The sequence below is a fragment of the Streptomyces sp. DSM 42067 genome (genome assembly GCF_055792885.1).
On sequence record NZ_CM147706.1, the window covers coordinates 3,927,745 to 3,947,417 of the forward strand.

22 protein-coding genes are annotated in these 19,673 nt (G+C 69.2%); 7 read left to right on the top strand and 15 right to left on the bottom strand.

The genetic code is table 11. The features are described 5' to 3' along the window. The first annotated feature begins 102 nt into the window (after positions 1-102). The gene (locus ACSMXV_RS18035) at positions 103-639 is read left to right on the top strand and encodes a GtrA family protein (protein ID WP_473178982.1); all 537 of its coding nucleotides are present in this window, start codon (positions 103-105) and stop codon (positions 637-639) included. Positions 640-666: 27 nt separating this feature from the next. Here ACSMXV_RS18035 and ACSMXV_RS18040 read toward each other — a convergent pair whose 3' ends face one another. Both ACSMXV_RS18040 and ACSMXV_RS18045 read right to left on the bottom strand, forming a co-directional pair. Further along, the gene (locus ACSMXV_RS18040) at positions 667-1,947 is read right to left on the bottom strand and encodes an ATP-binding protein (protein WP_473178598.1); all 1,281 of its coding nucleotides are present in this window, start codon (positions 1,945-1,947) and stop codon (positions 667-669) included. Between the two features lie 90 nt (positions 1,948-2,037). Continuing rightward, positions 2,038-2,715 (bottom strand): response regulator transcription factor, encoded by a 678-nt coding sequence (locus tag ACSMXV_RS18045; RefSeq protein WP_181660844.1) that lies wholly within the window; start codon positions 2,713-2,715, stop codon positions 2,038-2,040. A 485-nt stretch (positions 2,716-3,200) separates the two neighbouring features. Here ACSMXV_RS18045 and ACSMXV_RS18050 point away from each other — a divergent pair, with 485 nt between their 5' ends. Next, positions 3,201-4,691 carry an oligopeptide:H+ symporter gene (locus ACSMXV_RS18050; protein WP_473178599.1) on the top strand — a complete coding sequence of 497 codons (1,491 nt, stop codon included), beginning with the start codon at positions 3,201-3,203 and terminating at the stop codon, positions 4,689-4,691. A gap of 134 nt (positions 4,692-4,825) precedes the next feature. On the opposite strand, the gene ACSMXV_RS18055 is transcribed toward ACSMXV_RS18050, so the two are convergent. The 6 genes from ACSMXV_RS18055 to ACSMXV_RS18080 form a co-directional block, all read right to left on the bottom strand. Beyond that, the gene (locus ACSMXV_RS18055) at positions 4,826-6,157 is read right to left on the bottom strand and encodes a hypothetical protein (protein WP_473178600.1); all 1,332 of its coding nucleotides are present in this window, start codon (positions 6,155-6,157) and stop codon (positions 4,826-4,828) included. 107 nt (positions 6,158-6,264) lie between these two features. Then, on the bottom strand, positions 6,265-7,329 hold the full coding sequence (locus tag ACSMXV_RS18060; RefSeq protein WP_473178601.1) for a hypothetical protein: 1,065 nt from the start codon (positions 7,327-7,329) through the stop codon (positions 6,265-6,267). 227 nt (positions 7,330-7,556) lie between these two features. Then, a complete protein-coding gene (locus tag ACSMXV_RS18065; protein ID WP_473178602.1) occupies positions 7,557-8,561 on the bottom strand; it encodes a COG1470 family protein in 1,005 nt (334 codons plus the stop codon). Between the two features lie 76 nt (positions 8,562-8,637). Further along, positions 8,638-9,318 (bottom strand): LPXTG cell wall anchor domain-containing protein, encoded by a 681-nt coding sequence (locus tag ACSMXV_RS18070; protein ID WP_473178603.1) that lies wholly within the window; start codon positions 9,316-9,318, stop codon positions 8,638-8,640. Between the two features lie 231 nt (positions 9,319-9,549). Further along, positions 9,550-10,131 carry an ATP-binding protein gene (locus ACSMXV_RS18075; protein WP_473178604.1) on the bottom strand — a complete coding sequence of 194 codons (582 nt, stop codon included), beginning with the start codon at positions 10,129-10,131 and terminating at the stop codon, positions 9,550-9,552. A gap of 287 nt (positions 10,132-10,418) precedes the next feature. Further along, positions 10,419-10,787 carry an STAS domain-containing protein gene (locus tag ACSMXV_RS18080; protein WP_473178605.1) on the bottom strand — a complete coding sequence of 123 codons (369 nt, stop codon included), beginning with the start codon at positions 10,785-10,787 and terminating at the stop codon, positions 10,419-10,421. A 250-nt stretch (positions 10,788-11,037) separates the two neighbouring features. On the opposite strand from ACSMXV_RS18080, the gene ACSMXV_RS18085 reads away from it, so the two are divergent. Beyond that, the gene (locus tag ACSMXV_RS18085) at positions 11,038-12,039 is read left to right on the top strand and encodes an RNA polymerase sigma factor SigF (protein WP_473178606.1); all 1,002 of its coding nucleotides are present in this window, start codon (positions 11,038-11,040) and stop codon (positions 12,037-12,039) included. 330 nt (positions 12,040-12,369) lie between these two features. Continuing rightward, a complete protein-coding gene (locus ACSMXV_RS18090) occupies positions 12,370-14,154 on the top strand; it encodes a ricin-type beta-trefoil lectin domain protein (protein WP_473178607.1) in 1,785 nt (594 codons plus the stop codon). 37 nt (positions 14,155-14,191) lie between these two features. Here the strand turns inward: ACSMXV_RS18090 and ACSMXV_RS18095 are convergent, their stop codons facing one another. From ACSMXV_RS18095 to ACSMXV_RS18105, 3 genes are all read right to left on the bottom strand, one after another. Beyond that, complete coding sequence (locus ACSMXV_RS18095; protein ID WP_473178608.1) at positions 14,192-14,563, bottom strand: PIN domain-containing protein; 372 nt, start codon at positions 14,561-14,563, stop codon at positions 14,192-14,194. Next, positions 14,560-14,823: a hypothetical protein gene (locus tag ACSMXV_RS18100; protein ID WP_181660834.1), complete on the bottom strand. Its 264-nt coding sequence runs from the start codon at positions 14,821-14,823 to the stop codon at positions 14,560-14,562. The genes ACSMXV_RS18095 and ACSMXV_RS18100 overlap by 4 nt, the downstream gene beginning before the upstream one ends. A 90-nt stretch (positions 14,824-14,913) precedes the next feature. Further along, on the bottom strand, positions 14,914-15,375 hold the full coding sequence (locus ACSMXV_RS18105; protein WP_473178609.1) for an ATP-binding protein: 462 nt from the start codon (positions 15,373-15,375) through the stop codon (positions 14,914-14,916). A gap of 118 nt (positions 15,376-15,493) precedes the next feature. On the opposite strand from ACSMXV_RS18105, the gene ACSMXV_RS18110 reads away from it, so the two are divergent. From ACSMXV_RS18110 to ACSMXV_RS18120, 3 genes are all read left to right on the top strand, one after another. After that, positions 15,494-16,342: a helix-turn-helix domain-containing protein gene (locus tag ACSMXV_RS18110; protein ID WP_473178610.1), complete on the top strand. Its 849-nt coding sequence runs from the start codon at positions 15,494-15,496 to the stop codon at positions 16,340-16,342. Further along, on the top strand, positions 16,339-16,539 hold the full coding sequence (locus ACSMXV_RS18115) for a DUF397 domain-containing protein (RefSeq protein ID WP_473178611.1): 201 nt from the start codon (positions 16,339-16,341) through the stop codon (positions 16,537-16,539). Before ACSMXV_RS18110 ends, ACSMXV_RS18115 begins: the two co-directional genes overlap by 4 nt. A 281-nt stretch (positions 16,540-16,820) precedes the next feature. Further along, complete coding sequence (locus ACSMXV_RS18120) at positions 16,821-17,657, top strand: helix-turn-helix domain-containing protein (protein ID WP_473178612.1); 837 nt, start codon at positions 16,821-16,823, stop codon at positions 17,655-17,657. A 45-nt stretch (positions 17,658-17,702) separates the two neighbouring features. Here ACSMXV_RS18120 and ACSMXV_RS18125 read toward each other — a convergent pair whose 3' ends face one another. The 4 genes from ACSMXV_RS18125 to ACSMXV_RS18140 all read right to left on the bottom strand — a co-directional run bounded on the left by ACSMXV_RS18125 (position 17,703) and on the right by ACSMXV_RS18140 (position 19,617). Continuing rightward, the gene (locus ACSMXV_RS18125) at positions 17,703-18,173 is read right to left on the bottom strand and encodes a DinB family protein (RefSeq protein ID WP_473178613.1); all 471 of its coding nucleotides are present in this window, start codon (positions 18,171-18,173) and stop codon (positions 17,703-17,705) included. A gap of 207 nt (positions 18,174-18,380) precedes the next feature. Further along, positions 18,381-18,953 carry a hypothetical protein gene (locus ACSMXV_RS18130; RefSeq protein ID WP_473178614.1) on the bottom strand — a complete coding sequence of 191 codons (573 nt, stop codon included), beginning with the start codon at positions 18,951-18,953 and terminating at the stop codon, positions 18,381-18,383. A gap of 52 nt (positions 18,954-19,005) precedes the next feature. Beyond that, the gene (locus ACSMXV_RS18135) at positions 19,006-19,410 is read right to left on the bottom strand and encodes a PIN domain-containing protein (RefSeq protein WP_473178615.1); all 405 of its coding nucleotides are present in this window, start codon (positions 19,408-19,410) and stop codon (positions 19,006-19,008) included. A 9-nt stretch (positions 19,411-19,419) separates the two neighbouring features. Further along, on the bottom strand, positions 19,420-19,617 hold the full coding sequence (locus tag ACSMXV_RS18140; protein WP_473178616.1) for a hypothetical protein: 198 nt from the start codon (positions 19,615-19,617) through the stop codon (positions 19,420-19,422). Between the last annotated feature and the right edge of the window lie 56 nt (positions 19,618-19,673).

Genomic DNA, 19,673 nt, shown 5'->3' on the forward strand with positions numbered 1-19,673 from the left:
ACCACGCCTTACCCACGCCTTACCTGCGTCCACGCGCGCCGGAGAGGGCCGCTGGATAGCATGGCCGGGTTGACGAAACCAAGAGACGGGGGCTGGCACACCATGGGCAAGGCTGGTTCTCCGGGGGCTGATGCGGCGCCCCGAAGCGCCGTACGTCAGCGTTTCGACCGCCTCGTACGCGAAATCGCCAAGTTCGGCGCGGTCGGCGGCGCGGGCATCCTCGTCAACCTGGGTGTGTTCAACCTGGTGCGCCACCTCACCGGACTTCAGGTGGTGCGGGCCAGTGTGATCGCCACGATCGTCGCGATCATCTTCAACTACCTCGGCTTCCGTTATTTCACCTACCGGGACCGCGACAAGAGCGGCCGCACCAAGGAGCTCACGCTCTTTCTGCTGTTCAGCGGCGTCGGCCTGGTGATCGAGAACGGCGTGCTCTACGTGGCGACGTACGGTTTCGGCTGGGACAGCCCGCTGCAGAGCAACATCTTCAAGTTCCTCGGCATCGGCGTCGCAACGCTGTTCCGCTTCTGGTCCTACCGGACCTGGGTTTTCCGGGCGCTTCCGGCCCGGGAGGCGGTCGCGAGCGCCGAATCGATCCTCGAGTCGGAACGCCGACGGCCCAGGCAGCGCGTCAGGTGACCTCCGGCGCGGCTCGTCCCCGGCCCGTCATCTGACGGTCGTCTGCGCCGCCGCCTCGTCGGCCACGGACCTCTTCGGCGGCGTACGCGACAGGAAGAGTCCGAACACCGGCGGCTTCGTCTGCAGCATCTCCAAGCGGCCGCCGTCCGCCTCCGCCAGATCGCGCGCCACGGCGAGCCCGATCCCCGTGGAGTTGCGGCCGCTGATGGTCCGCTCGAAGATCCGCGCACCCAGTTCCGGCGGCACACCCGGGCCCTCGTCGGTGACCTCGATGACGGTCTGGTTGCCCGTGACCCGGGTGCGCAGCGCGACCGTGCCGCCCCCGTGCATCAGCGAGTTCTCGATCAGCGCGGCCAGCACCTGCGCGACCGCGCCGGGCGTGCCGACCGCCTGCAGATGCCGTTTGCCCGAGCTGACGATGGCCCGGCCCGCGCTGCGGTAGGCGGGCCGCCACTCCTCGATCTGCTGCTTGATGACCTCGTCCAGGTCGAAGGAGACGGCGGAGCCGGTGCGCGGGTCCCGGGCGTTGGTGAGCAGCCGCTGGACGACGTCCGTGAGCCGCTCGACCTGCGTCAGTGCGATCGTCGCCTCTTCCTTGACCGTCTCCAGGTCCTCGGTGACCGCGATCTCCTCGAGCCGCATGGACAGCGCGGTCAGGGGTGTGCGCAGCTGGTGCGAGGCGTCGGCGGCGAGACGCCGCTCGGCGGTGAGCATCCGCGCGATCCGCTCGGCGGAGCGGTCCAGCACATCGGCGACCCGGTCCAGCTCCTGGACGCCGTAACGCTTGCTGCGCGGCCGGGGGTCGCCGGATCCCAGCCGCTCCGCGGTCTCGGCGAGGTCGGTCAGCGGGGACGCGAGGCGGTTCGCCTGGCGTACGGCGAGGAGCACGGCGGCGACGATGGCGAGTAGTGCGACGCCGGCGATGATCAGGAGCGTCCGGCCGACCTCCTCGGTGACCGAGGACCGTGACTCCTGGACGGTGACCTTCTCGCCCTGTTCGCCCGTGGCCGTGGACTGGATGACCTCGCCGACGGGGCGCTCGCCGACCTCGACGGGCGGGCGCCCCTCGATCTCGATCAGCGCGTACCGCTCGGCGGGGACCTGGTCCCGCAGTATGCCCGCCGTGATCTTCTCGTCGCTGATCAGCCGGCTGTCGACGATGCTGACGAGCCGCAGGGCCTCGGACTCCACGCGGTCCTGGGCGCTGCTGCTGATCGTGCGGGTCTCGACGATGACGAGGGAGACCCCGAACACGGCGATGACGATGAGCACCACGGCGAGCGTGGAGTTGATCAGCCGGCGGCGCATTACGGTGTCCGGGCGTCGTTCGTAGTCTGCACGTCAGTCCGTCTCTGCACGTCGGCCGTTCTCTCCGGGCGGGCGGTCTTCCCGAAGCCCTCAGGACTTCTCGAAGCGGAAGCCGACACCGCGGACCGTGGCGATGTAGCGCGGGTTCGCCGCATCGTCGCCGAGCTTCTTACGAAGCCAGGAGATGTGCATGTCGAGCGTCTTGGTCGAGGACCACCAGGTGGTGTCCCACACCTCCCGCATCAGCTGGTCGCGGGTGACGACCCGGCCCGCGTCGCGCACCAGCACGCGCAGCAGGTCGAACTCCTTGGCGGTGAGCTGGAGCTCGTCGTCGCCCATCCAGGCGCGGTGCGACTCGACGTCGATACGCACACCGTGGGTGGCGGGCGGCTGCTGGGGCTCGGCTGCCCCGCGACGCAGCAGGGCCCGCACACGGGCGAGGAGTTCGGCGAGGCGGAAGGGCTTGGTGACGTAGTCGTCGGCGCCCGCGTCGAGACCGACTACGGTGTCCACCTCGTCGGCGCGCGCGGTCAGGATGAGGATCGGCACCGTGAGCCCCTCGGCGCGCAGTCGGCGGGCCACCTCCAGTCCGTCCATGCCGGGCAGCCCGAGGTCGAGTACGACCAGGTCGACGCCGCCCTGCACTCCGGCGTCCAGCGCGGTCGGACCGTCCTCGCGCACCTCGACCTCGTAGCCCTCCCGGCGCAGGGCGCGAGCAAGCGGCTCCGAGATGGCCGAGTCGTCCTCGGCAAGCAGAACACGGGTCATGGAGGTGATGGTAGTCCGCGGCGGACTACGTCCGGGGTGTGATCTGCCACGCCCCCGGCCCATCGGGACGGGCCTGCGGGTGTGGGGTGAGACACTGGAAGTGACCTTCGAAAGTGGGCTGCTGTTCCCGCTCAGCCTGTGATTCGCGTCTCAGTCGCCTTCATATCACACTGTGTCGTGCTTTATTGTGGCAGAACGCCTGTAGCACTACTGAATGACCTTTGGCACGCTATTGCGGGCCGAAGGTCATCGTCATGTGCGGGCCGGCAGCTGCCAGCCTTACAAGGAATGACCTGTTGGCCGGGCCCTGCGCGACGATGCGCCAGGGCGTGGATCCCGGTGTCACCGTCCCTCGCTTCCGGACCGGAGCGAGCGAATCCCCCCTGGGCGTTGGGTGGTGGACGGCCCGATGCCGGTGCCGGCCGCCCCCCACCGGGCGCGTCACCTCTACAGGCACCGCGTCCCGAACCCACAAGGAACGACCCATGGCGTCCAGCCTGACGAAGGACTCGGCCAGTACCCCTGGCTCCGAGAAGACCTTCTTCGGCCACCCCCGCGGCCTGGCCACACTCTTCCTGACCGAGATGTGGGAGCGCTTCTCCTACTACGGCATGCGGGCGCTGCTCCCGCTGTACCTGATCGCACCCGGCGGCATGGGCATGAGCCCGGCCACGGCGACCGCGATCTACTCGGTCTATCTGTCGCTGGTGTACCTGCTCGCCATGCCCGGCGGCTGGTTCGGCGACCGCGTCTGGGGTCCCCGTAAGACCGTCGCGATCGCGGGCGGCGTCATCATGCTGGGCCACCTGACGCTGGCCCTGCCCTCCGACGGCACCTTCTTCGCCGGTCTGGGCCTCGTCGCCCTGGGCTCCGGTCTGCTGAAGGCCAACATCTCCACGATGGTCGGCCAGCTCTACGAAGGCCCGGACGACCCGCGCCGCGACGGCGGCTTCACGCTTTTCTACGTGGGCATCAACCTCGGTGCCTTCGCCGCGCCGCTGATCATCGGCACCGTCGGCGAGAACGTGAACTGGCACCTGGGCTTCGCGCTGGCCGCGCTCGGCATGGCGCTGGGTCTGGCCCAGTTCCTGATCGGCACCCGCCACCTGAACCCGGCCTCCAGCGTCGTCCCGAAGCCGCTGTCGGCCGCGGAGAAGGCCTCGACGCTGCGCAAGGGCCTCTTCTGGCTGGTCGTCGCCGTCGTCGTCTACGGCGGTCTCGTCGTCACCGGCACGTACACCCTGAACTGGGCGCTCGTCCCGATCACCCTCGCCGGCCTGATCATCCCGGTCATGGTCCTGGCGCGCATCAAGCGCGACAAGGAGCTGACCACCGCCGAGCAGTCGAAGGTCTCCGGCTACATCTGGTTCTTCGTGGCCGCGGCCCTCTTCTGGATGATCTACGACCAGGGCGGTTCCACCCTGGCGATCTTCGGCGAGTCCTCGACGAACACGGTGATCCTGGGCTTCGACTTCCCGGTCTCCTGGTACCAGTCGGTCAACCCGGTCATCGTCATGGCGCTGGCCCCGGTGGTCGCCTGGATCTGGCTGGCGCTGAACCGGCGCGGCAAGGAGCCGAGCACGGTCGTGAAGTTCGCGTCCGGTCTGTTCCTGATCGGTGTCTCGTTCTTCGTCTTCCTGATCCCGCTGACCATGGCCGGGGACGGCGCCAAGGTCGCCGCGTGGTGGATGGTCGCCATCTACTTCGTCCAGACCGTGGGTGAGCTGTGCCTCTCCCCGGTGGGTCTGTCCATCACCACCAAGATGGCACCGGTCAAGTACGGCTCCCAGATGATGGGTGTCTGGTTCCTCGCCGTCACCGCGGGCGACTGCACCACCGGTCTGCTGTCCATCGCGGGTGTCGACCTGAACAAGACCGGCATCGTCGGCCTTCAGGCGGCGCTCGCCGTGCTCGCCGGCATCGCGCTGTGGATGTACCGCAAGCGGGTCAAGGAGCTCATGGGCGACGTCAAGTGACGTAGCGCGTTCGCTTCGAACGGTTCGTACGAAGGGCCGCCGCACCGTTGGGTGCGGCGGCCCTTTGGCGTGGTACTGGCTGTGGGCAGTCGTCCCGCAAGGGCGATGGGAGGTCGTACCTGCGCGCCGTACGGTCAGTGGGTCACACGTCGGCGCGGCAGGAACGTGAAGACGGCGCCGCCGAGCAGGATCACGGTGCCTGCGACAAGCCCGAGCGCGCGCAGCGCACCGTCGTCGTCCGCCCCGGTCTCTGCGAGTCCACCGCCCGCCGAGCCGGAGGCCGAGCCGCCAGAAGCACCGCCCGGCTGGGCCGAGGTGTCGAGTTCAAGCGACACCTCGGTCTTGGCCGGTGTGCAGGTCGTCGTCGTGCCGAGCGCCTTCACGGTGAGCACGCCCGGCGACAGGGTCGCCTTCCCGTCGGCGCCCGGCTTGTAGGTGCCGGTCAGGTCGGGGATGTTGATCGGGTCGCCCGACTTGATCGGTTCCTTGTTCGTCGGGCCCTCGACGTGCACCGTGCCCTTGTCGGCACCGCCGAGCACGACCTCCATCGACGGCTTCACGGAGTCCGCCGGGATGTCCGCAGGACTGTCCATCACGGACTTCTTGAACTGCACCGTGAGGCCGAAGTCGCCGCCGTCCTTCTTGGCGTTGATCTGCACGGGCGACGTCGCGCTCTTGTCGCCGATCGGCGTCTTGCACTCGTACGGGATCTGCACCTCCTTGCCCGTGAAGTCGGTCTGCCCGCCACCGCCACCGCTGGTGCCGCCGTCGTCCCCGCCTGTCGTGCCCCCGCTGTCGCTGCCCCCGGCGGAGCCGCCGGTGTCGCCTCCGGAGGAGCCGTTGGTGCCGCCCGTCGGGAGGCCGGTCGGCAGACCGGTCGGCAGACCCGTGGGGAGACCGGTCGGCAGGCCCGTGGGCACACCGGTCGGGAGCCCACCCGTCGTACCGCCCGAACTCCCGCCCCCACCGGTCACCTTGATGGTCGCCGCGGACTTCACCTGCTCCTGCGGCGTGCACTTCGTGTCCGTCGACATCGGCTTGCTGACGTTGATGTTGTACGCGTCCGGGGTCAGCGTGACCTCTCCGGCCGCCGTCAGCTTCAGCTTGCCCTTCATGTCGGACAGCTTCATGTCGCTGTTCTTGGGGATGGGCGGGTTCTCGCGCGGCCCCTCCATCGCGATGTCGGCGGTCTGCGCGCCGCCCGCCTTGAGCGTGCCGGTCGGCTTGACCGTGTTCTCCTCCAGGTCGAGGACATCGGGGTTCTTCGATGCGGCCTGGACGAACTTCCACACCACCTCGACCTCGTCCCCGACCTTCGCCTCGGCCGGCGCGGTGATCTCCACCTTGGTGGTGCCCTGCACGGGGTCCATGCCGGAGATCGCGGGCGGGATGCACTCGGTCTTGTAGGCGACCTCGGCCGCCTGCGCCGGCGCGGCGGCCAGCAGGATGCCGGCACCGCTCAGCATGAGGGCGACACCGCACACGCTGATTCTGCGTGGGCCGGCGGCCCTCCGGATCCACTGACTCCGCGCCCCCGGGGCCCCGCGGACCGGACCGACCCTCCGTTGCCTGCTCACGTGTTTCCCTTCGTCGTCGGGCTGTTCTGTGGTGGTGCGGAGAGCTCTGACGGTGCGGAGAGCCGACCGGCCGGCGCCCCGGGATCGGTGTCCGGGGTGAACCAGGGCAGGGTCGTGGTCGTACGGGCCGGGCGCGCGTTCTCGTCGCTGCGCGACGGCTTCGCCGGGGTGCCGGTCGCCGTCGGGGACAGCCCCAGCCGGGGGAGCCGGACGGTGACGTCGGGCAGTCGTACGCTCCGGTGGCGCCCGTTGCCTCCGTGCCCCCGCGGGCGCACCCGGTCGACGATCGCCATGCCGATGCGGAACGCCGCGGCGGGTACGACGACGCAGAGCAGGATCCAGAAGAGCGTGACGCCCCACGGGCGGCCCACGCCCCACGGCTGTTCGGCGAGCACCTTCCCGCCGAACCTGAGCGAGACCAGATAGTCGCCGTGGGCGCCGGCGGCCAGCTCGACCGGCAGCTTGACCTGGGCCTTCTTCCCGGGCGCGATGGTGCCGCGCCACTGCTGTTCCTCCCACTGCGGGGCGAACACGCCGTGGGAGGTGCCCACCTGGAAGACGGGGTCCTTGACGGGGGCGGAGCCGACGTTGCCGACGGTGAAGACGAGCTCCCGGCCGGGCGGGGCACCGAACCAGGTGAGGAGCCCGCTCGACCCCTCGAGCCGGGTGTCCGTGAGCACCGACAGCTTCCCCGCGCCGTCCTGCTCCGGCAGCGGCGCGACGGGGTGGCCCGCGACCCTCAGTACGGCGTCCGCGGCGGCCTGCTCACCGGTGACCGTCGCGACGTGCACGACGCACGGGCACGGCTCCGGCGGCTCGGCGACCGGCAGTTTCTTGCTGAACGCCCCCTCGCCGTCTGTCGTGACGGCGCGGCCGTCGCCGTTGGCACAGGAGTTGGTGCCGCCGATCACGCCCCTTCCGGGCGCGGACCGACCGCATATGAGCAGCATCAGCAGGGCGTTCGGACGCCAGCCTTTGCCGGTCACGGTGAGGAAACCGCCCGCGCCGGCCTCGGACTTGGAGAGCTTCACTGCGGGCTTGTCGGCGGCGGAGGCGGGCATGCCTGCCGAAAGCAGTACGAGGGCGAGGGCCGCCGCCACAGCGAGAGCGGCCGCTCGGACTGGGCCCCGGCCCGCTGCGCGGGCACGCGTGGGTCGGGTGCACCGGGGCCCTGCGGGGCTTTGCCCCACCCCGCCCCTTCCCGGCTGTATCCATATGCGGCTCCGCCACGTGAGGGCCCCGCCCCAGACCCCGGTCCTCAATCGCCGGACGGGCTCATTTGAGCCGATCACATCGCCGCTCCCGTCAACTCGTTCTCCTTATCAGCCTGTTGAGGTCGACCGTCCGGCCTGCTGCCGTGACTGCCACGCAGGCCTCCCACGCGTCGCCTCCACCAGAAGGCGCCAGCTCCCGCAGCCGCCAGCCCGGCCGCCACCCCGGCGAGCCCGCCCCACGGCACAAAGCGGGCCGACGCCGTGGCCGTGTCCCGGGCGCCGCCCGCCGCCGCGGCCGTCAGGCTGATGTCGACCGCGTCGAAGGTCGGCGCGTCCGGCCACGGTTCGGTGAGCGTGATCCGGCGGCCGGGCAGAAGTTCGACCGGCAGCGTCCTGGGGCCGCGGTGCAGGACCTCGCCGAAGACTCCGTCGGCCCGGACAGTGAGCCTCGGCGTCAGCACGGTGTTGCCGCGGTTCACCAGGTCGTACGAGATGTGCTTGCCCTCGGCCCTCACGCGCTCGACGGTGAGCGCCGCCAGTGTGGGCCCGCTGACCCGCAGTTGCAGCCGCACCGCGGCGTCGCGCCCGCCGCCGCTCGCGACGATCGCACCGGGATGGTCGCCGGGCGTCGCGTCCCCCGGAACGGTCACCGTGAACGGCACTTCGGCCCGTGTGTGCGGCGGGATCCTCAGCCTGCGCTCGGCGAAGGTGATCCACGCACCCGCGTCCGTCGACCGCTTGCGCAGCGAGAGGCCACCGCCCCGGGTGTTGTCCGCGTCCGCGCCCCGCAGCTCCACCGTGAGCGCCTTCGCGCCGGGGTTGACGACGGACACCGTGTCCTCGAGCACAGCACCGGGCACACCCTCGGCGTAGAAGTACGGCCGCCCACCTTTCGCCGGCCGGGTCCCACCACCGGCGGAGGGCACGACGGACCACACGGTGCTGCTGTCGGCGGCCGCCAGGATCCCGTTGTGGGCAGGCCGCACCGGGGCCGCCGCTGCGACAACAAGCAGCAGGACCAACGGCACGGACGACGCAGACCACAACAGTCGTACGCGCGGCGGCAAGGGCGGCGACATCGGCGGCTCCCAGTCCTCGTACAGGTGCGGCTCGGCTCATACGGGTCGCGTACTGAAGTACGGAGTGATCCAGCCGTCAGCGCACCGGCTGGTTACGGCGCGTAAGCCACAGCACCCCCGCGGCCCCCGCAAGCAGCACCGTGCCGCCGAGCGTCCCCAGCGCCATCGCGGAGTCCTCAGGACCGGTCTGCGGCAGTTCCTCACCGCCCGCCGGAGCGCTCTGGGTCGTACCGCCGCCCGCCGACGTGACGTCCAGGGTCAGCGATGGCTTGGGGTTGTTGGCAGGGGTGCACGTGGTCGTCGTCCCGAGGGCCTTGATGGTGAGCACGCCCGCGGTGAACGTGACCTTGCCGCTTTTCTTCGGCGTATAGGTCCCCGACAGGTCACTGATCTTGATGGGGGTGTTGGCTGGGATCGCCTTGGCGTTGGGCGGACCCGACACGGGAACGCTGCCGCTCTCCGCACCGCCCAGCTTGATGACCGCACTCGGGTTCATCGCGCCCTTGCCCAGCTCCACCGGGCTGGACGAGACGCCCTTCTGGAAGGACATGGTGAGCTTGTAGCCGCTGCCGCTCTTGACGGCCTTGATGTCGATCGGCGAGACGGCTCCCTTGTCGCCGATCGGCGTCTTGCACTGGTAGTCGACGTCCACGACGTCGGCGTGGGCTGCGGGGGCGGCCATCAGCACCGCCGAGCCGGCCAGGGCAGCGCCGAGCGCGAGCGCGGCCGTTCGCTTCTGGTACGTCCGGTACGACACCTCGAGTTCCCCTCATGCCGGTGACCGTGCCGCAGTCCCTCCGTGCGTTCGTGTGTCGTGCGGTCCGCAAAAGTTACTGACGGCACATCAGATTGGGCGCTCAAGGTACGCCTGGGACCTTGTGGAGGGAAGACAACGGACGCGCCGGATCTCCGAAGATCCGGCGCGTCCGTCAGAGCGCACGAAGAAGGGTTCGAACCGCGGGTAACAAATGGTGGGGGACGGTGAAGGTTATGCGGGGGCGCCGAGTTCGGCCCACACGGTCTTGCCCGCCACCCCGGGGTTCCGTACAACTCCCCAGTCCAGACAGAGGCGTTGGACGATGAACATGCCGTGCCCGCCGGGCCGTCCGGCGCGGTGCGGGGTGCGCGGGGCGGGGTGGCCGGCGCCGCGGTCGGTGACCTCGATGCGCAGCACCTTGCTGTCGCAGGCGACCCACAGACTCTCGGGCCCCTCGGCATGCAGACACGCGTTGGTCACGAGCTCCGAGACGACCAGCAGTACGTCCTCGGCGGCCGCGCGCCGGTCGGCGGTCGCGGCGGGCAGCCAGCCCCAGTCGTAGAGCGCCTGGCGGGTGAAGTCGCGGGCGAGCGGGACGATTCCGCTCGCGCCGTTGAGGCTCAGCCTGCGCGACCGGCGGCCGACGGGGTGCTGCTCGGCGGGGGCACCGCCGGAGGAGCGGGCGCCTTCGGGCACTCCGGAGGCGCTGTAGGCCATCCCAGAAGCGCCGTCGGGCACCACGGAAGCGCCTTCGGCGGCGGCGCCCGGCTCCGGGCCACCGTCGCCCGGCGAGTAAGACCGGGTGGTGCTCATCAGCGCTTCACCTCACCGATTCACCGATTCACGATGCAGGACGTTGGGACTGGGCTCGACTCGGGCTCAGGGGGACACGGAACGGAGACGAACAGCAGGACACTACGCACTGGCTGTGATGACTGTTGACGGATTCAGGATGTCTCCTGCCCGGCCGAACCGTGAGAACACCCACTTATTCGACACGGGACATGTGACACTCGTAACGCAGTGATCACGTAGAGACAACTGAGGCGTAACCATTCGGAGGTCTTTCCGAAGTCTTTGCCTTGGAGTCGTCGGCGTACTCAGTCCGCCAGGGCCGCGTCGAGGGTCTCGTGCACCGTGAAAACCGCATCGGCTCCGGTGATCTCGAATACCCGCGCAACCACCGGGCGCATGCCCACCAGATGGACTCCGCCCCCCTGGGCGTCCGCCTTGAGTCGTGCGCTGAGCAACACGTTCAGTCCGGTGGAATCGCAGAATTCCAGCCGGGAACAGTCGACCACGAGACGCGTGTACCCGTCGGCGAGGCAGCCTTCGAGGGGCTCGCGCAACAGGTCGGCGGTGTGGTGATCCAGCTCACCCGCCGGTGTCACCACGGCGCTCGGTCCCTCTTCCCGGACTTCGACCAGAAGCCGGCCCCGATGTGCACTGCCGACCGTCCCGCGGTCCATGCCGTCTCTCTCCCGACAGTCGTTCACTGCTGATTGACGCCCTTGAACACTACGCCCTCACCTCGCCCTCTGACACCCGAACAACAGCCCAGAATCGGGCATATCGCCACATAACGCACTTGCGGCAACGTCGCTAAAGCGGGTAGGGCTAGAGATAACAACTATCGACACGGCCGGCTTTGGAGGCGCCGCACACCGCAGTGCACGTATTGGCATCGGCAGCCATATGCCGAGAACGATGGAGGACATCATGTCACCCCGGCTCGACGAATCGCATGCTGACCTGGCGACGTCGACACCCCCACCGGTACTTCTCGCGACCGACCCCACCGGTCCCGACATCGACTCCGAACCCGCAGATCCCGGCCTTCGGACGGAATCCGCCGGCTCCACCCCAAGCTCCGACTTCGGCTCCGGCTTCGGCTCCGGCTCCGAGGTGCTGGAAGGCCTCGACGGTCTCCCGGCCATCCCTCCGTACGACGAGGTGGCGCCGGCGGACGCACGGGCCCTGTCCAAGACCCTCTTCGAGCGACTCGAGTCCCTCGAGGAAGGCACCCATGAGTACGCGTACGTACGCAACACCCTGGTGGAACTGAATCTCGCCCTGGTGAAGTTCGCCGCCTCGCGCTTCCGCTCCCGCAGCGAGCCGATGGAGGACATCATCCAGGTGGGCACCATCGGCCTCATCAAGGCCATCGACCGCTTCGAGCTCAGCAGGGGCGTCGAGTTCCCCACCTTCGCGATGCCGACCATCGTCGGCGAGATCAAGCGCTTCTTCCGCGACACCAGCTGGTCGGTGCGCGTGCCCCGCAGGCTTCAGGAGCTCCGTCTCGACCTGGCCAAGGCCGGCGACGAACTCGCCCAGCAGCTCGACCGCGCCCCCACGGTGGGCGAACTGGCGGAGCGCCTGGGCATCTCGAACGACGAAGTGGTCGAGGGCATGGCCGCGAGCAACGCGTACACCGCGAGCTCGCTGGACGCCCAGCCCGAGGAGGACGACTCCGAGGGAGCACTCGCGGACCGCATCGGCTACGAGGACCACGGGCTCGAAGGCATCGAGTACGTCGAGTCGTTGAAGCCTCTGATCGCGGAACTCCCGCCCCGGGACCGGAAGATCCTCTCGCTCCGCTTCGTCGCCAACATGACGCAGTCGGAGATCGGCGACGAGCTGGGTATCTCGCAGATGCACGTGTCGCGTCTGCTGTCGCGCACGTTGGTGCGGCTGCGCAGGGGGCTGACGGTCGAGGAGTGACCGGCGACGGAGCGGCAGCTGTGCGTCGGCGACCACTGGGAGGTGCCCCGGACGAGCTGGATTTTCCAGCCCGTCCGGGGCACCTCCCCGCGTTTGCTGGGGGAGTCTGAGGACGAGCCCGAAGGGCGATTTCGGGGGTCCAGGGGGCTTGCCCCCTGGTTACGGGAAGGGGCGGGGTGGGGGGAGAACACCGACGCCACCGCTGCGCCGATATAGCCCCGTTACCGCGGGAAACACCTTTTCCCGGGCAGCCGCTTCCACCACTATGGGCACACCTTACTCACCGGTACGCCGAAGTGCCGGACGGTCAGGCCTACTTGGCGAGGAGGCGTGCGCGTGCGGATGGGGCGGCTCGGCCGGACGGACAGCGGCACTTCGACCATGCAGTCGGCCGTACAGGGGGTGCACGCCCAGGCCCCCGACGTACAGCTCACCGATCTTCTCCGGGCCAACGCCTCGACCGCGTACCCGGCACTGCGCGAACTCCGCCGCCGCCACCGCCCCGCGGTCCTCGGGTACGCCCGGCTGTGCGGCATCGGCGAGAACTCCGCGCGACAGCTGACGGCGCAGGCGTTCGCGCTCGCCGCGCACGAGGTGAAACAGGGCGCCGAACCGCGTGGCACCTGGCGGCACCATCTGCTGCTGCACGTACTGCGCGTGGCCCGCGCCTGGGCCGCGGACGCCCGGTGCGGACGCCTCGTCCCCGGACTGCTCGCCCGTCTCGACGCGACGGCGGCGACGGCCACCGCGCCGGACGGGCTCTTCGGCCGGGACGCCGCACCTGCGCACCCGGGAGGCCCGACGGGCCTGGCCGACCCCGTCATGGTCGCCGCCTTCCAGAGCCTCCCGCTCCGTCTGCAGGGCATCATCTGGTACGGCGTGGTGGACGAGGAGCCGGACCCGACCACGGCCGTCTACGTGGGTGCCTCGCCCGACGAGGTCGCCCAGCTGAAGGAATCGGCCCTGAACGCGATGCGCCGGGCCTGGCTGAACTCCCATCTCACGCACCACGGAGACACCCGCTGCCGGGGCTACGGCCGCCTCATCGAGGAGGCGGTACGCCCCGGATACGCCCGGCACAGCCCGGACCTGCACGCCCACCTCGCCGACTGCGCGTGCTGCAGCACGGCGTACGCGGAGCTGACCGGCCTGCGGGACACCCCGCGGGGGGTGCTGGCGGACGGGTTGCTGGGGTGGGGCGGGGCCGAGTATGCGGGCCGCGGCGTCGCACGTGCAGGGGGTGGGGGTACGGCGTGCGGGGTCGGCGGCGCGTTCGGCCGTTCCCGGCGCGCTGGTCGTGCGGAGGTGGCCGCGCATGCGCGCTCGGGGACGTACGCCGAGGCGGCCGGCCCCAAGTCCATGCACCCGGGAACGTACAGCGCGGCAGCGGGCGGTGACGAGGCAACCGACTGGTGGCCCTCCCGGCGGCTCGTACTCGTGTCGGTCGCCGTGGGTGTGGCCCTGGCTCCGCTTCTCGTGCTGTTGCTGTCGACCGACTCGGAACCGGCCGGGCGCGACGCCATGCTGCCGCCTCAACAGCCACCCGTCACGGTGACGGCGACCGTCTCCGCGTCGCCCACACCCACCACGTCCGCGAAGCCGACGAAGTCGGCGAAGCCGTCAGAGCGCCCCGCTCCCCCGCCGCCTCCGTCACCGTCACCATCCCGGACGAAGTCCCCCGCACCCCCGCCACCGGGCGCCCACTTCACCCAGTTCGTCAACGCGGCCTCGGGACTCTGCCTGGACCTGCCTCCGCACGCCTACGCCCAGAACGGCACGGACGTGGTCACCGCGCCCTGCAGCTCATCGCCCACCCAGCGGTGGCGCGTGGACGCCGACCGCGGCGTCATCCAGTCGTATGCCGCCCCCGCGTACTGCCTGGACAGCCGCGGAGACGTCGACAAGACCATCGGCATCTGGACGTGCTCCTCGGTCGACGGCCCCAACGGCCGCAACCTGACCTTCGCCGTCGACCCCCATGGCACGATCCATCCGGCCATCGCCCCGGACCACGCCGTCACCCCGCACTCGGAGTCACCGGGCTCCCTGCTCGCCCAACTCCCGTCCGGGGGCCGAGCAGACCAACGCTGGACAGCGGGTACCGCACCGACCTGACGGACTTGCCGATGAACCGGCTGCCGGCGCTCCTGACTCAGGGTTTGCCGATGTCGACCGCCCATACGCCCGTGCCGTTGTAGGCGTCGGGGGTGGCGGTCAGCACTTGTCCCTCGACGGCGCTCGAAACAGCGGCGTATACGGCATGCCCGTAGGCCCAGTCCATCCCCTTGGAGACCGTGTGCTCGACCGCAGCCGTACCGGAGAAGTCCAGCGGCAGGAATTCCAAGGCGGGCAGCGCCCCGATATGCGCCGCAGCGCCAGGAAGCTCCAGACTCGCAGCGACCAGGCAGAGCGCCGGAATGTGCGCTCGCTGGTCAGGGTCGTCGACCTCGACGACGGCCAGTCCTGACAGCAACCGATGACCTCGGCACAGGGCGAGGACCGCCGTGTGGTCCAGGATGATCACCGGCGTTCCCCCACCCGTCCGGCCACGATCGCATCCCGCCACTCCTGCGCCTCTCGCACATCGCCTTCGGTGAAGTCCGGGCGCAGGTTCGCGCGGATGTACGCGATCGCCCGCGCCGTGCGCTCGGCTCGCTCTGCCTCGGTGGGAGTCGCGGCGACCACGCGCTCGACATACGCGCGCGTGCTGAGCCCCCGCTCCTCGGCGAGGGTGCGCAGGCGGTCCCTTATCGATTCACTGATCTTGATGGTCGTGTCAGCCATACAGGCAGAATACAACTGAATACCCAACTGGAGGTTCCTTCGGCACACCGGCCACCCGGGCCTGCAGGCGGCCCACCATCGCCGACGCACCTACACCGCCACCTCGGCCCACACGGTCTTGCCGGGGGCGCCGGTGCGCGGCTCGACGCCCCAGCGCGCGGCCGTCCGCGCGACGAGCCACAGCCCACGTCCACCGTCCGCGAGCGGATCGGGGGCGAGGGCTTCACGGGCGGGGAGCCGGCCACCGTCATCCCTGGCGTCCGTGACTTCGATCCGTACGGCACCGGATGGCGCCGCCAGGCGGAGCCGGAAGTCCCGTCCCGGCACCCGCCCGTGCCGCACGGCGTTCGCCGCGAGCTCGGCGACGATCAGCGTCGCGGTGTCGTTCACGCCCGTCCCGTAGGGCCACCCCCAGGCGTCCAACCGTTGGGCGGCGAGCCGACGGGCGAGGCGGGCACCGCGGGGTGTGGAGGTGAAGCACATAGCGAACTCCTTAGAGATGTTGGCGAGTTGGGTACCGGTGTCCTCGGACGAGGGAATCTCGGTCGTCATGGGGTTGAGGCTGGCGTCCCGCTCGTACGGTGACCAGCGACGACACCCTCACACGGCGTGACTGTCCGGGTGCGGGGTGTGCGCTGTCGGGGCAGCAAGGGGAAATGAGGGGACGCCCATGACGTACGTACAGGAACGGGCCGCAGCGCCCGCACGCCGCGAGGACCCAGCCGACGAGTTCCTGCGCTCGTTCGGACGGCAGATCAAACTCTTCCGCGAACGGGCCGGACTCACGCAGGCCGAGGCGGGCAAGCGACTTGGCTACGGCGAGCAGACGATCGCGGCGATCGAGCAAGGGCGGCGCATCCCGCGCCCCGAGCTGATCGAGAAGGCTGACGAACTGCTCGACGCGGGCGGGGTGTTGCTCGCGATGAAGAAGGAGGTGGCAAGGACTCGGTACCCGGCGTTCTTTCGGGACGCGGCGCGGATCGAGGAAGACGCAGCCGAATTCCACGCGTACGCCACGATGGCGGTTCCCGGCCTGCTTCAGACCGAGGAGTACGCGCGAACGATGTTCGCAATCCGGCGTCCCCGGCGCGCCGAAGGAGAGATCGACCAGATGGTCGCTGCCCGCATGGCCCGGCACGCGATCTACGACCGCAAGCCCGCACCGACACTCAGCTTCGTCATCGAAGAAGGAGTGCTCCAGCGCCCGTTCGGTACAGCACAAGTGCTGCGAGGCCAGCTGGAGCATCTGCTTCTCACCGCAGAGAACCCGAACGTCGAGATCCAGGTGATGCCGACCCGCGTCACTGACCACGCCTGTGCGGATGGCCCGTTCACTCTCATGACTCCCCGAGGCGGAGAGCTGGTTGCCTACCTGGAGAGCCAGGGAAACGGCCGCGTGATCACTGACCGGGAAACAGTCCGTTGCATCGCCGTGCGGTATGGAATCCTGCGAGCCCAGGCGCTGTCCCCACTGGAATCCCTGCGCCGTATCGAGAAGTTGCTGCAAGGAGAGCTATGAACGCCAAGCAGTCCACACGTCCCGCGCTCACTTGGTTCAAGAGCAGCTACAGCGGAGGTGAAGGCGGCGAATGCGTAGAGGTCGCCGCCTGCCTCACCGCAATCCACGTCCGCGACTCCAAGGACACCGCCCGCGGCACCTTCACGGTCTCCCCTACCGCCTGGTCATCGTTCCTGAACCTGACCCGCCAGGCTTGACCGAAGAGCCGTACTGCCCGCCGGGTTGGGCTTCCCCCGACCCGGCGGACCGCGTCCCGGCAGCGCCCGACACCCCGTAAAGAACTGCGGAAAAGAACCTCACCAAGCCCTACCCGATCGGTAGCGCGGCCGCCTCACACGATCGAGTGCGCAAGTGGTCGCGTGCCAGGTCGAGCCTGTACGTTCAGCCCGACTCACCACAACCGCAAAAGACTTCGGCCCCCGGTCGGGACTGCCATCCCGGTCGAGGGCCTGATCACCAGGAAGCGAAGACCTTCCCCATGACTGCACCGCAGTTTAGCGCGGTGGCGCCCACGCGTGCCGCCCATGCCGGAACCCAACCGGCCGCCGGAGTGATCCACATCCGGCACCGCCACGACGAGAAGTTCACGATCGTCGGCAACCACCTGGCCCAGAACCCGAACCTCTCGGCATGCGCGATCGGCATCGGGGTCTACATCCAGTCCCTGCCGGACAAAGTCTGCGTAGGGATCAAAACCCTCGCCGCCCGCTTCAAGGAAGGCGAGACCCGCATCGCGGCCGCGTTGCGAGAGCTGGAGCAGACGGGCTACCTCGTACGACGACGTGAGCGGACGGCGACAGGCCGCTTTGTGACCCGGACGCTCTGGTACGAGTTTCCGGGCCGGGTGGACCTGCTGAAGCGCCCGCGTACGAGGCCGCCGCACACCGAGACGCGGCAGCCACGAATCCTCCCAGCAAAGCCGAAGACGTCGACTGCAACAGCGGAGTCGCTTCCAGCCGAACTGCGCCCGGCGGCCGACCTCCTGACGACCCTGCGCTCCCTCGATCCGCGCCTGCTCCTGTCCGAGGCCGACGTAGCACGCCTCGCACCGCAGGTACGTGACTGGCTGGACCGAGGCCTCACCTCGGAGACCGTGGCACGCACCCTGACCACCGATCTGCCCGCCGGCACAATCCGCTGGCCGTCCCGCCTCCTCGCGTACCGCCTGCGCGAGTGGCTGCCGCCCGTTCTCCCGACTCGGCCAGACACCGCACCGACACGACGAACACCGCACCCGCTCCAGAACTGCGACGGCTGCGACCACGCGTTCCGCGCCCCGGAGCCGGGAAAGTGCCGCAACTGCACTGGCCAATGATCCGGCGGCCGCCTCGGGACCTGCCGATTCGCCCCACCCGATGCCCTACTCTCCGACAGCTCCGTCGATCGCTTCGCGCAGCAGGTCAGCGTGGCCGTTGTGACGCGCATACTCCTCGATCATGTGCGTAAGGACATAGCGCAGCGAAATGGTCTCGCCGCGGAACTCCACGCTGTCATCGAGGGACTCGAAGCCGTCCGTGACCGCACGGGAGCCCTTGCAAGCCTCCTGCCAGAGCGTGAACGCCTCGTCCACGTCGGCATCGTCTACCAGAAATTCGCCGTATACGCCGTCGGCATCGGGCCACTGGGGCGTGCCCTGTTCTCCGTTCAGCACCCTACGGAACCAGAGGGTCTCCACTACGGCCGCATGCCGGATGAGGCCGAGGAGGGTCAGGTCCGACGTCGGAACCGTCCTCCCCTTCAGCTGCTCGCCGGTCAGCCCCTGGCACTTCATGGCCAACGTGGCGCGCTGATAGTCGAGGAACGAGGTCAGAGACGTACGCTCGTCGGCCACTTTGGAAGGGTGTATGCGCGTGTCATCACTCACCCGATGATCATCGCAAAGAGCGGTCTACCGGGACATCTCAGTCCAGAGACTGGACGCCAGCCCTTCGATGCCTGGGCGCCCCGGTACCGGCGTGCTACGCCCATTGCAGGACAATTCTTAGACCGTGGTCTCGCTGGTGAGGGCCGGTGCGGAGATGGGCGCGACCACCGTTGATCACGGTGAGTTGTGTGGACTTTCGACGCGCCCCTTGCCGCGAAACCTGGCCAGCGGCGCATCGTCCCAGATCTGCGCCTCGATGTACCGCTCAGGGCCTTGGCTTCCGTCCGGGTTCCAATCCTGCGGCAGACCGTACCTGTCGATCACCTGAGAGATCTCGTCCCTGGTGTAGACCTCGCGCCGGTACGGTCTTCCGTCGTCATACCGCATCGTGGGGAACAGATCGCCATAGGTGAAACTGACCGTCCGCGGGTCGAACTCGTCGATGGCAACTCTGAGTTCCCGCCCGTCGCGGTACCACTGCCTGATCCACTCGCATGCGCCGAGCGTCATGTAGTGCGGACGGGCTCTGGTCGGTTCTCCGCCCTTGCGGATGAAGAGCTCACGCGCCCGCTCTTCAAGCCGGCTTCGGATGGTGAGGTAATCGCCGGTACGGCGGCTGGCGAAGACGTCGCCCCGCTCTCTCAGGCTCCGCTGGACTGCCTCGGCCTCTTCCTGCGAAAGATCCGACAGGTTCCTGAACGGCCCGCCTGCGTGCTCGTAGTAGTGGTACAGGAACCAGATCCCCATGTGCGTCCATCCATGGCTGGCTACCCACTGCGGACCAGCAATTCGCCTTGGGCTATTCCTCGCCGAGGATGCGCAAGTCGTGCTCGCGCTTGAAGTACTCGTAATCCTTGATGTTCAAGGTTGCCAACGGCAGGTCGTAGGTGAGGCAGCAGGCGGCGATCCACATGTCGTTGACCGGCTGCGGGCGCCCGGCCTTCCGCCCGGCGGCGGACAGCTTGCCCCAGGTCGCGGCGACGGCCTCGTCGCCGGGCAGGACAGGGATAGCGGAGAGCCAGTCGGCGAGTTCCTGGCGGCGGAGGCCGCCCCAGTCGCGGATCTCGGCCCACTGGGTGAGCTCGCCGAAGGTGACGAAGGTGATCAGCGGTTTGCGGCCGATCAGGCGGGTCGCCAGCGGACCGGTGAGCTTGCCCTTGTGGGTGAGCGAGGCGACATCAGTGTCGAGAACGACGGGTTGCATCTCGGCGGCTCAGGCGACGTCGCGCCGACGCTCGGCATAAGTGAAGGCGATGAACTCCTCCAGCTCCTCTTCGGACTCGAAGGTGTCCGCCTTCAGATCATCGAGGGACCGGATCGGCTGAGTGTTCTTGGCAGCCAGCAGTTCCTCGATCGACAGCCGCGGCCGGATCGGCGGGTGAATGGGACGCTGGCTTTCCGTGGCGCCCATGGTGAGACCTCCCCGCTGATACCTGTCACTGTGTGCTACGGCTCATGATACGGCCG

Coding starts and splice junctions, on each gene's coding strand:
- ACSMXV_RS18035 (WP_473178982.1), top strand. CDS start 103: ATGGGCAAGGCTGGTTCTCCGGGGGCTGATGCGGCGCCCCGAAGCGCC.
- ACSMXV_RS18040 (WP_473178598.1), bottom strand. CDS start 1,947: ATGCGCCGCCGGCTGATCAACTCCACGCTCGCCGTGGTGCTCATCGTC.
- ACSMXV_RS18045 (WP_181660844.1), bottom strand. CDS start 2,715: ATGACCCGTGTTCTGCTTGCCGAGGACGACTCGGCCATCTCGGAGCCG.
- ACSMXV_RS18050 (WP_473178599.1), top strand. CDS start 3,201: ATGGCGTCCAGCCTGACGAAGGACTCGGCCAGTACCCCTGGCTCCGAG.
- ACSMXV_RS18055 (WP_473178600.1), bottom strand. CDS start 6,157: ATGCTGAGCGGTGCCGGCATCCTGCTGGCCGCCGCGCCGGCGCAGGCG.
- ACSMXV_RS18060 (WP_473178601.1), bottom strand. CDS start 7,329: ATGCCCGCCTCCGCCGCCGACAAGCCCGCAGTGAAGCTCTCCAAGTCC.
- ACSMXV_RS18065 (WP_473178602.1), bottom strand. CDS start 8,561: ATGTCGCCGCCCTTGCCGCCGCGCGTACGACTGTTGTGGTCTGCGTCG.
- ACSMXV_RS18075 (WP_473178604.1), bottom strand. CDS start 10,131: ATGAGCACCACCCGGTCTTACTCGCCGGGCGACGGTGGCCCGGAGCCG.
- ACSMXV_RS18080 (WP_473178605.1), bottom strand. CDS start 10,787: ATGGACCGCGGGACGGTCGGCAGTGCACATCGGGGCCGGCTTCTGGTC.
- ACSMXV_RS18085 (WP_473178606.1), top strand. CDS start 11,038: ATGTCACCCCGGCTCGACGAATCGCATGCTGACCTGGCGACGTCGACA.
- ACSMXV_RS18100 (WP_181660834.1), bottom strand. CDS start 14,823: ATGGCTGACACGACCATCAAGATCAGTGAATCGATAAGGGACCGCCTG.
- ACSMXV_RS18105 (WP_473178609.1), bottom strand. CDS start 15,375: ATGACGACCGAGATTCCCTCGTCCGAGGACACCGGTACCCAACTCGCC.
- ACSMXV_RS18110 (WP_473178610.1), top strand. CDS start 15,494: ATGACGTACGTACAGGAACGGGCCGCAGCGCCCGCACGCCGCGAGGAC.
- ACSMXV_RS18115 (WP_473178611.1), top strand. CDS start 16,339: ATGAACGCCAAGCAGTCCACACGTCCCGCGCTCACTTGGTTCAAGAGC.
- ACSMXV_RS18120 (WP_473178612.1), top strand. CDS start 16,821: ATGACTGCACCGCAGTTTAGCGCGGTGGCGCCCACGCGTGCCGCCCAT.
- ACSMXV_RS18130 (WP_473178614.1), bottom strand. CDS start 18,953: ATGGGGATCTGGTTCCTGTACCACTACTACGAGCACGCAGGCGGGCCG.
- ACSMXV_RS18135 (WP_473178615.1), bottom strand. CDS start 19,410: ATGCAACCCGTCGTTCTCGACACTGATGTCGCCTCGCTCACCCACAAG.
- ACSMXV_RS18140 (WP_473178616.1), bottom strand. CDS start 19,617: ATGGGCGCCACGGAAAGCCAGCGTCCCATTCACCCGCCGATCCGGCCG.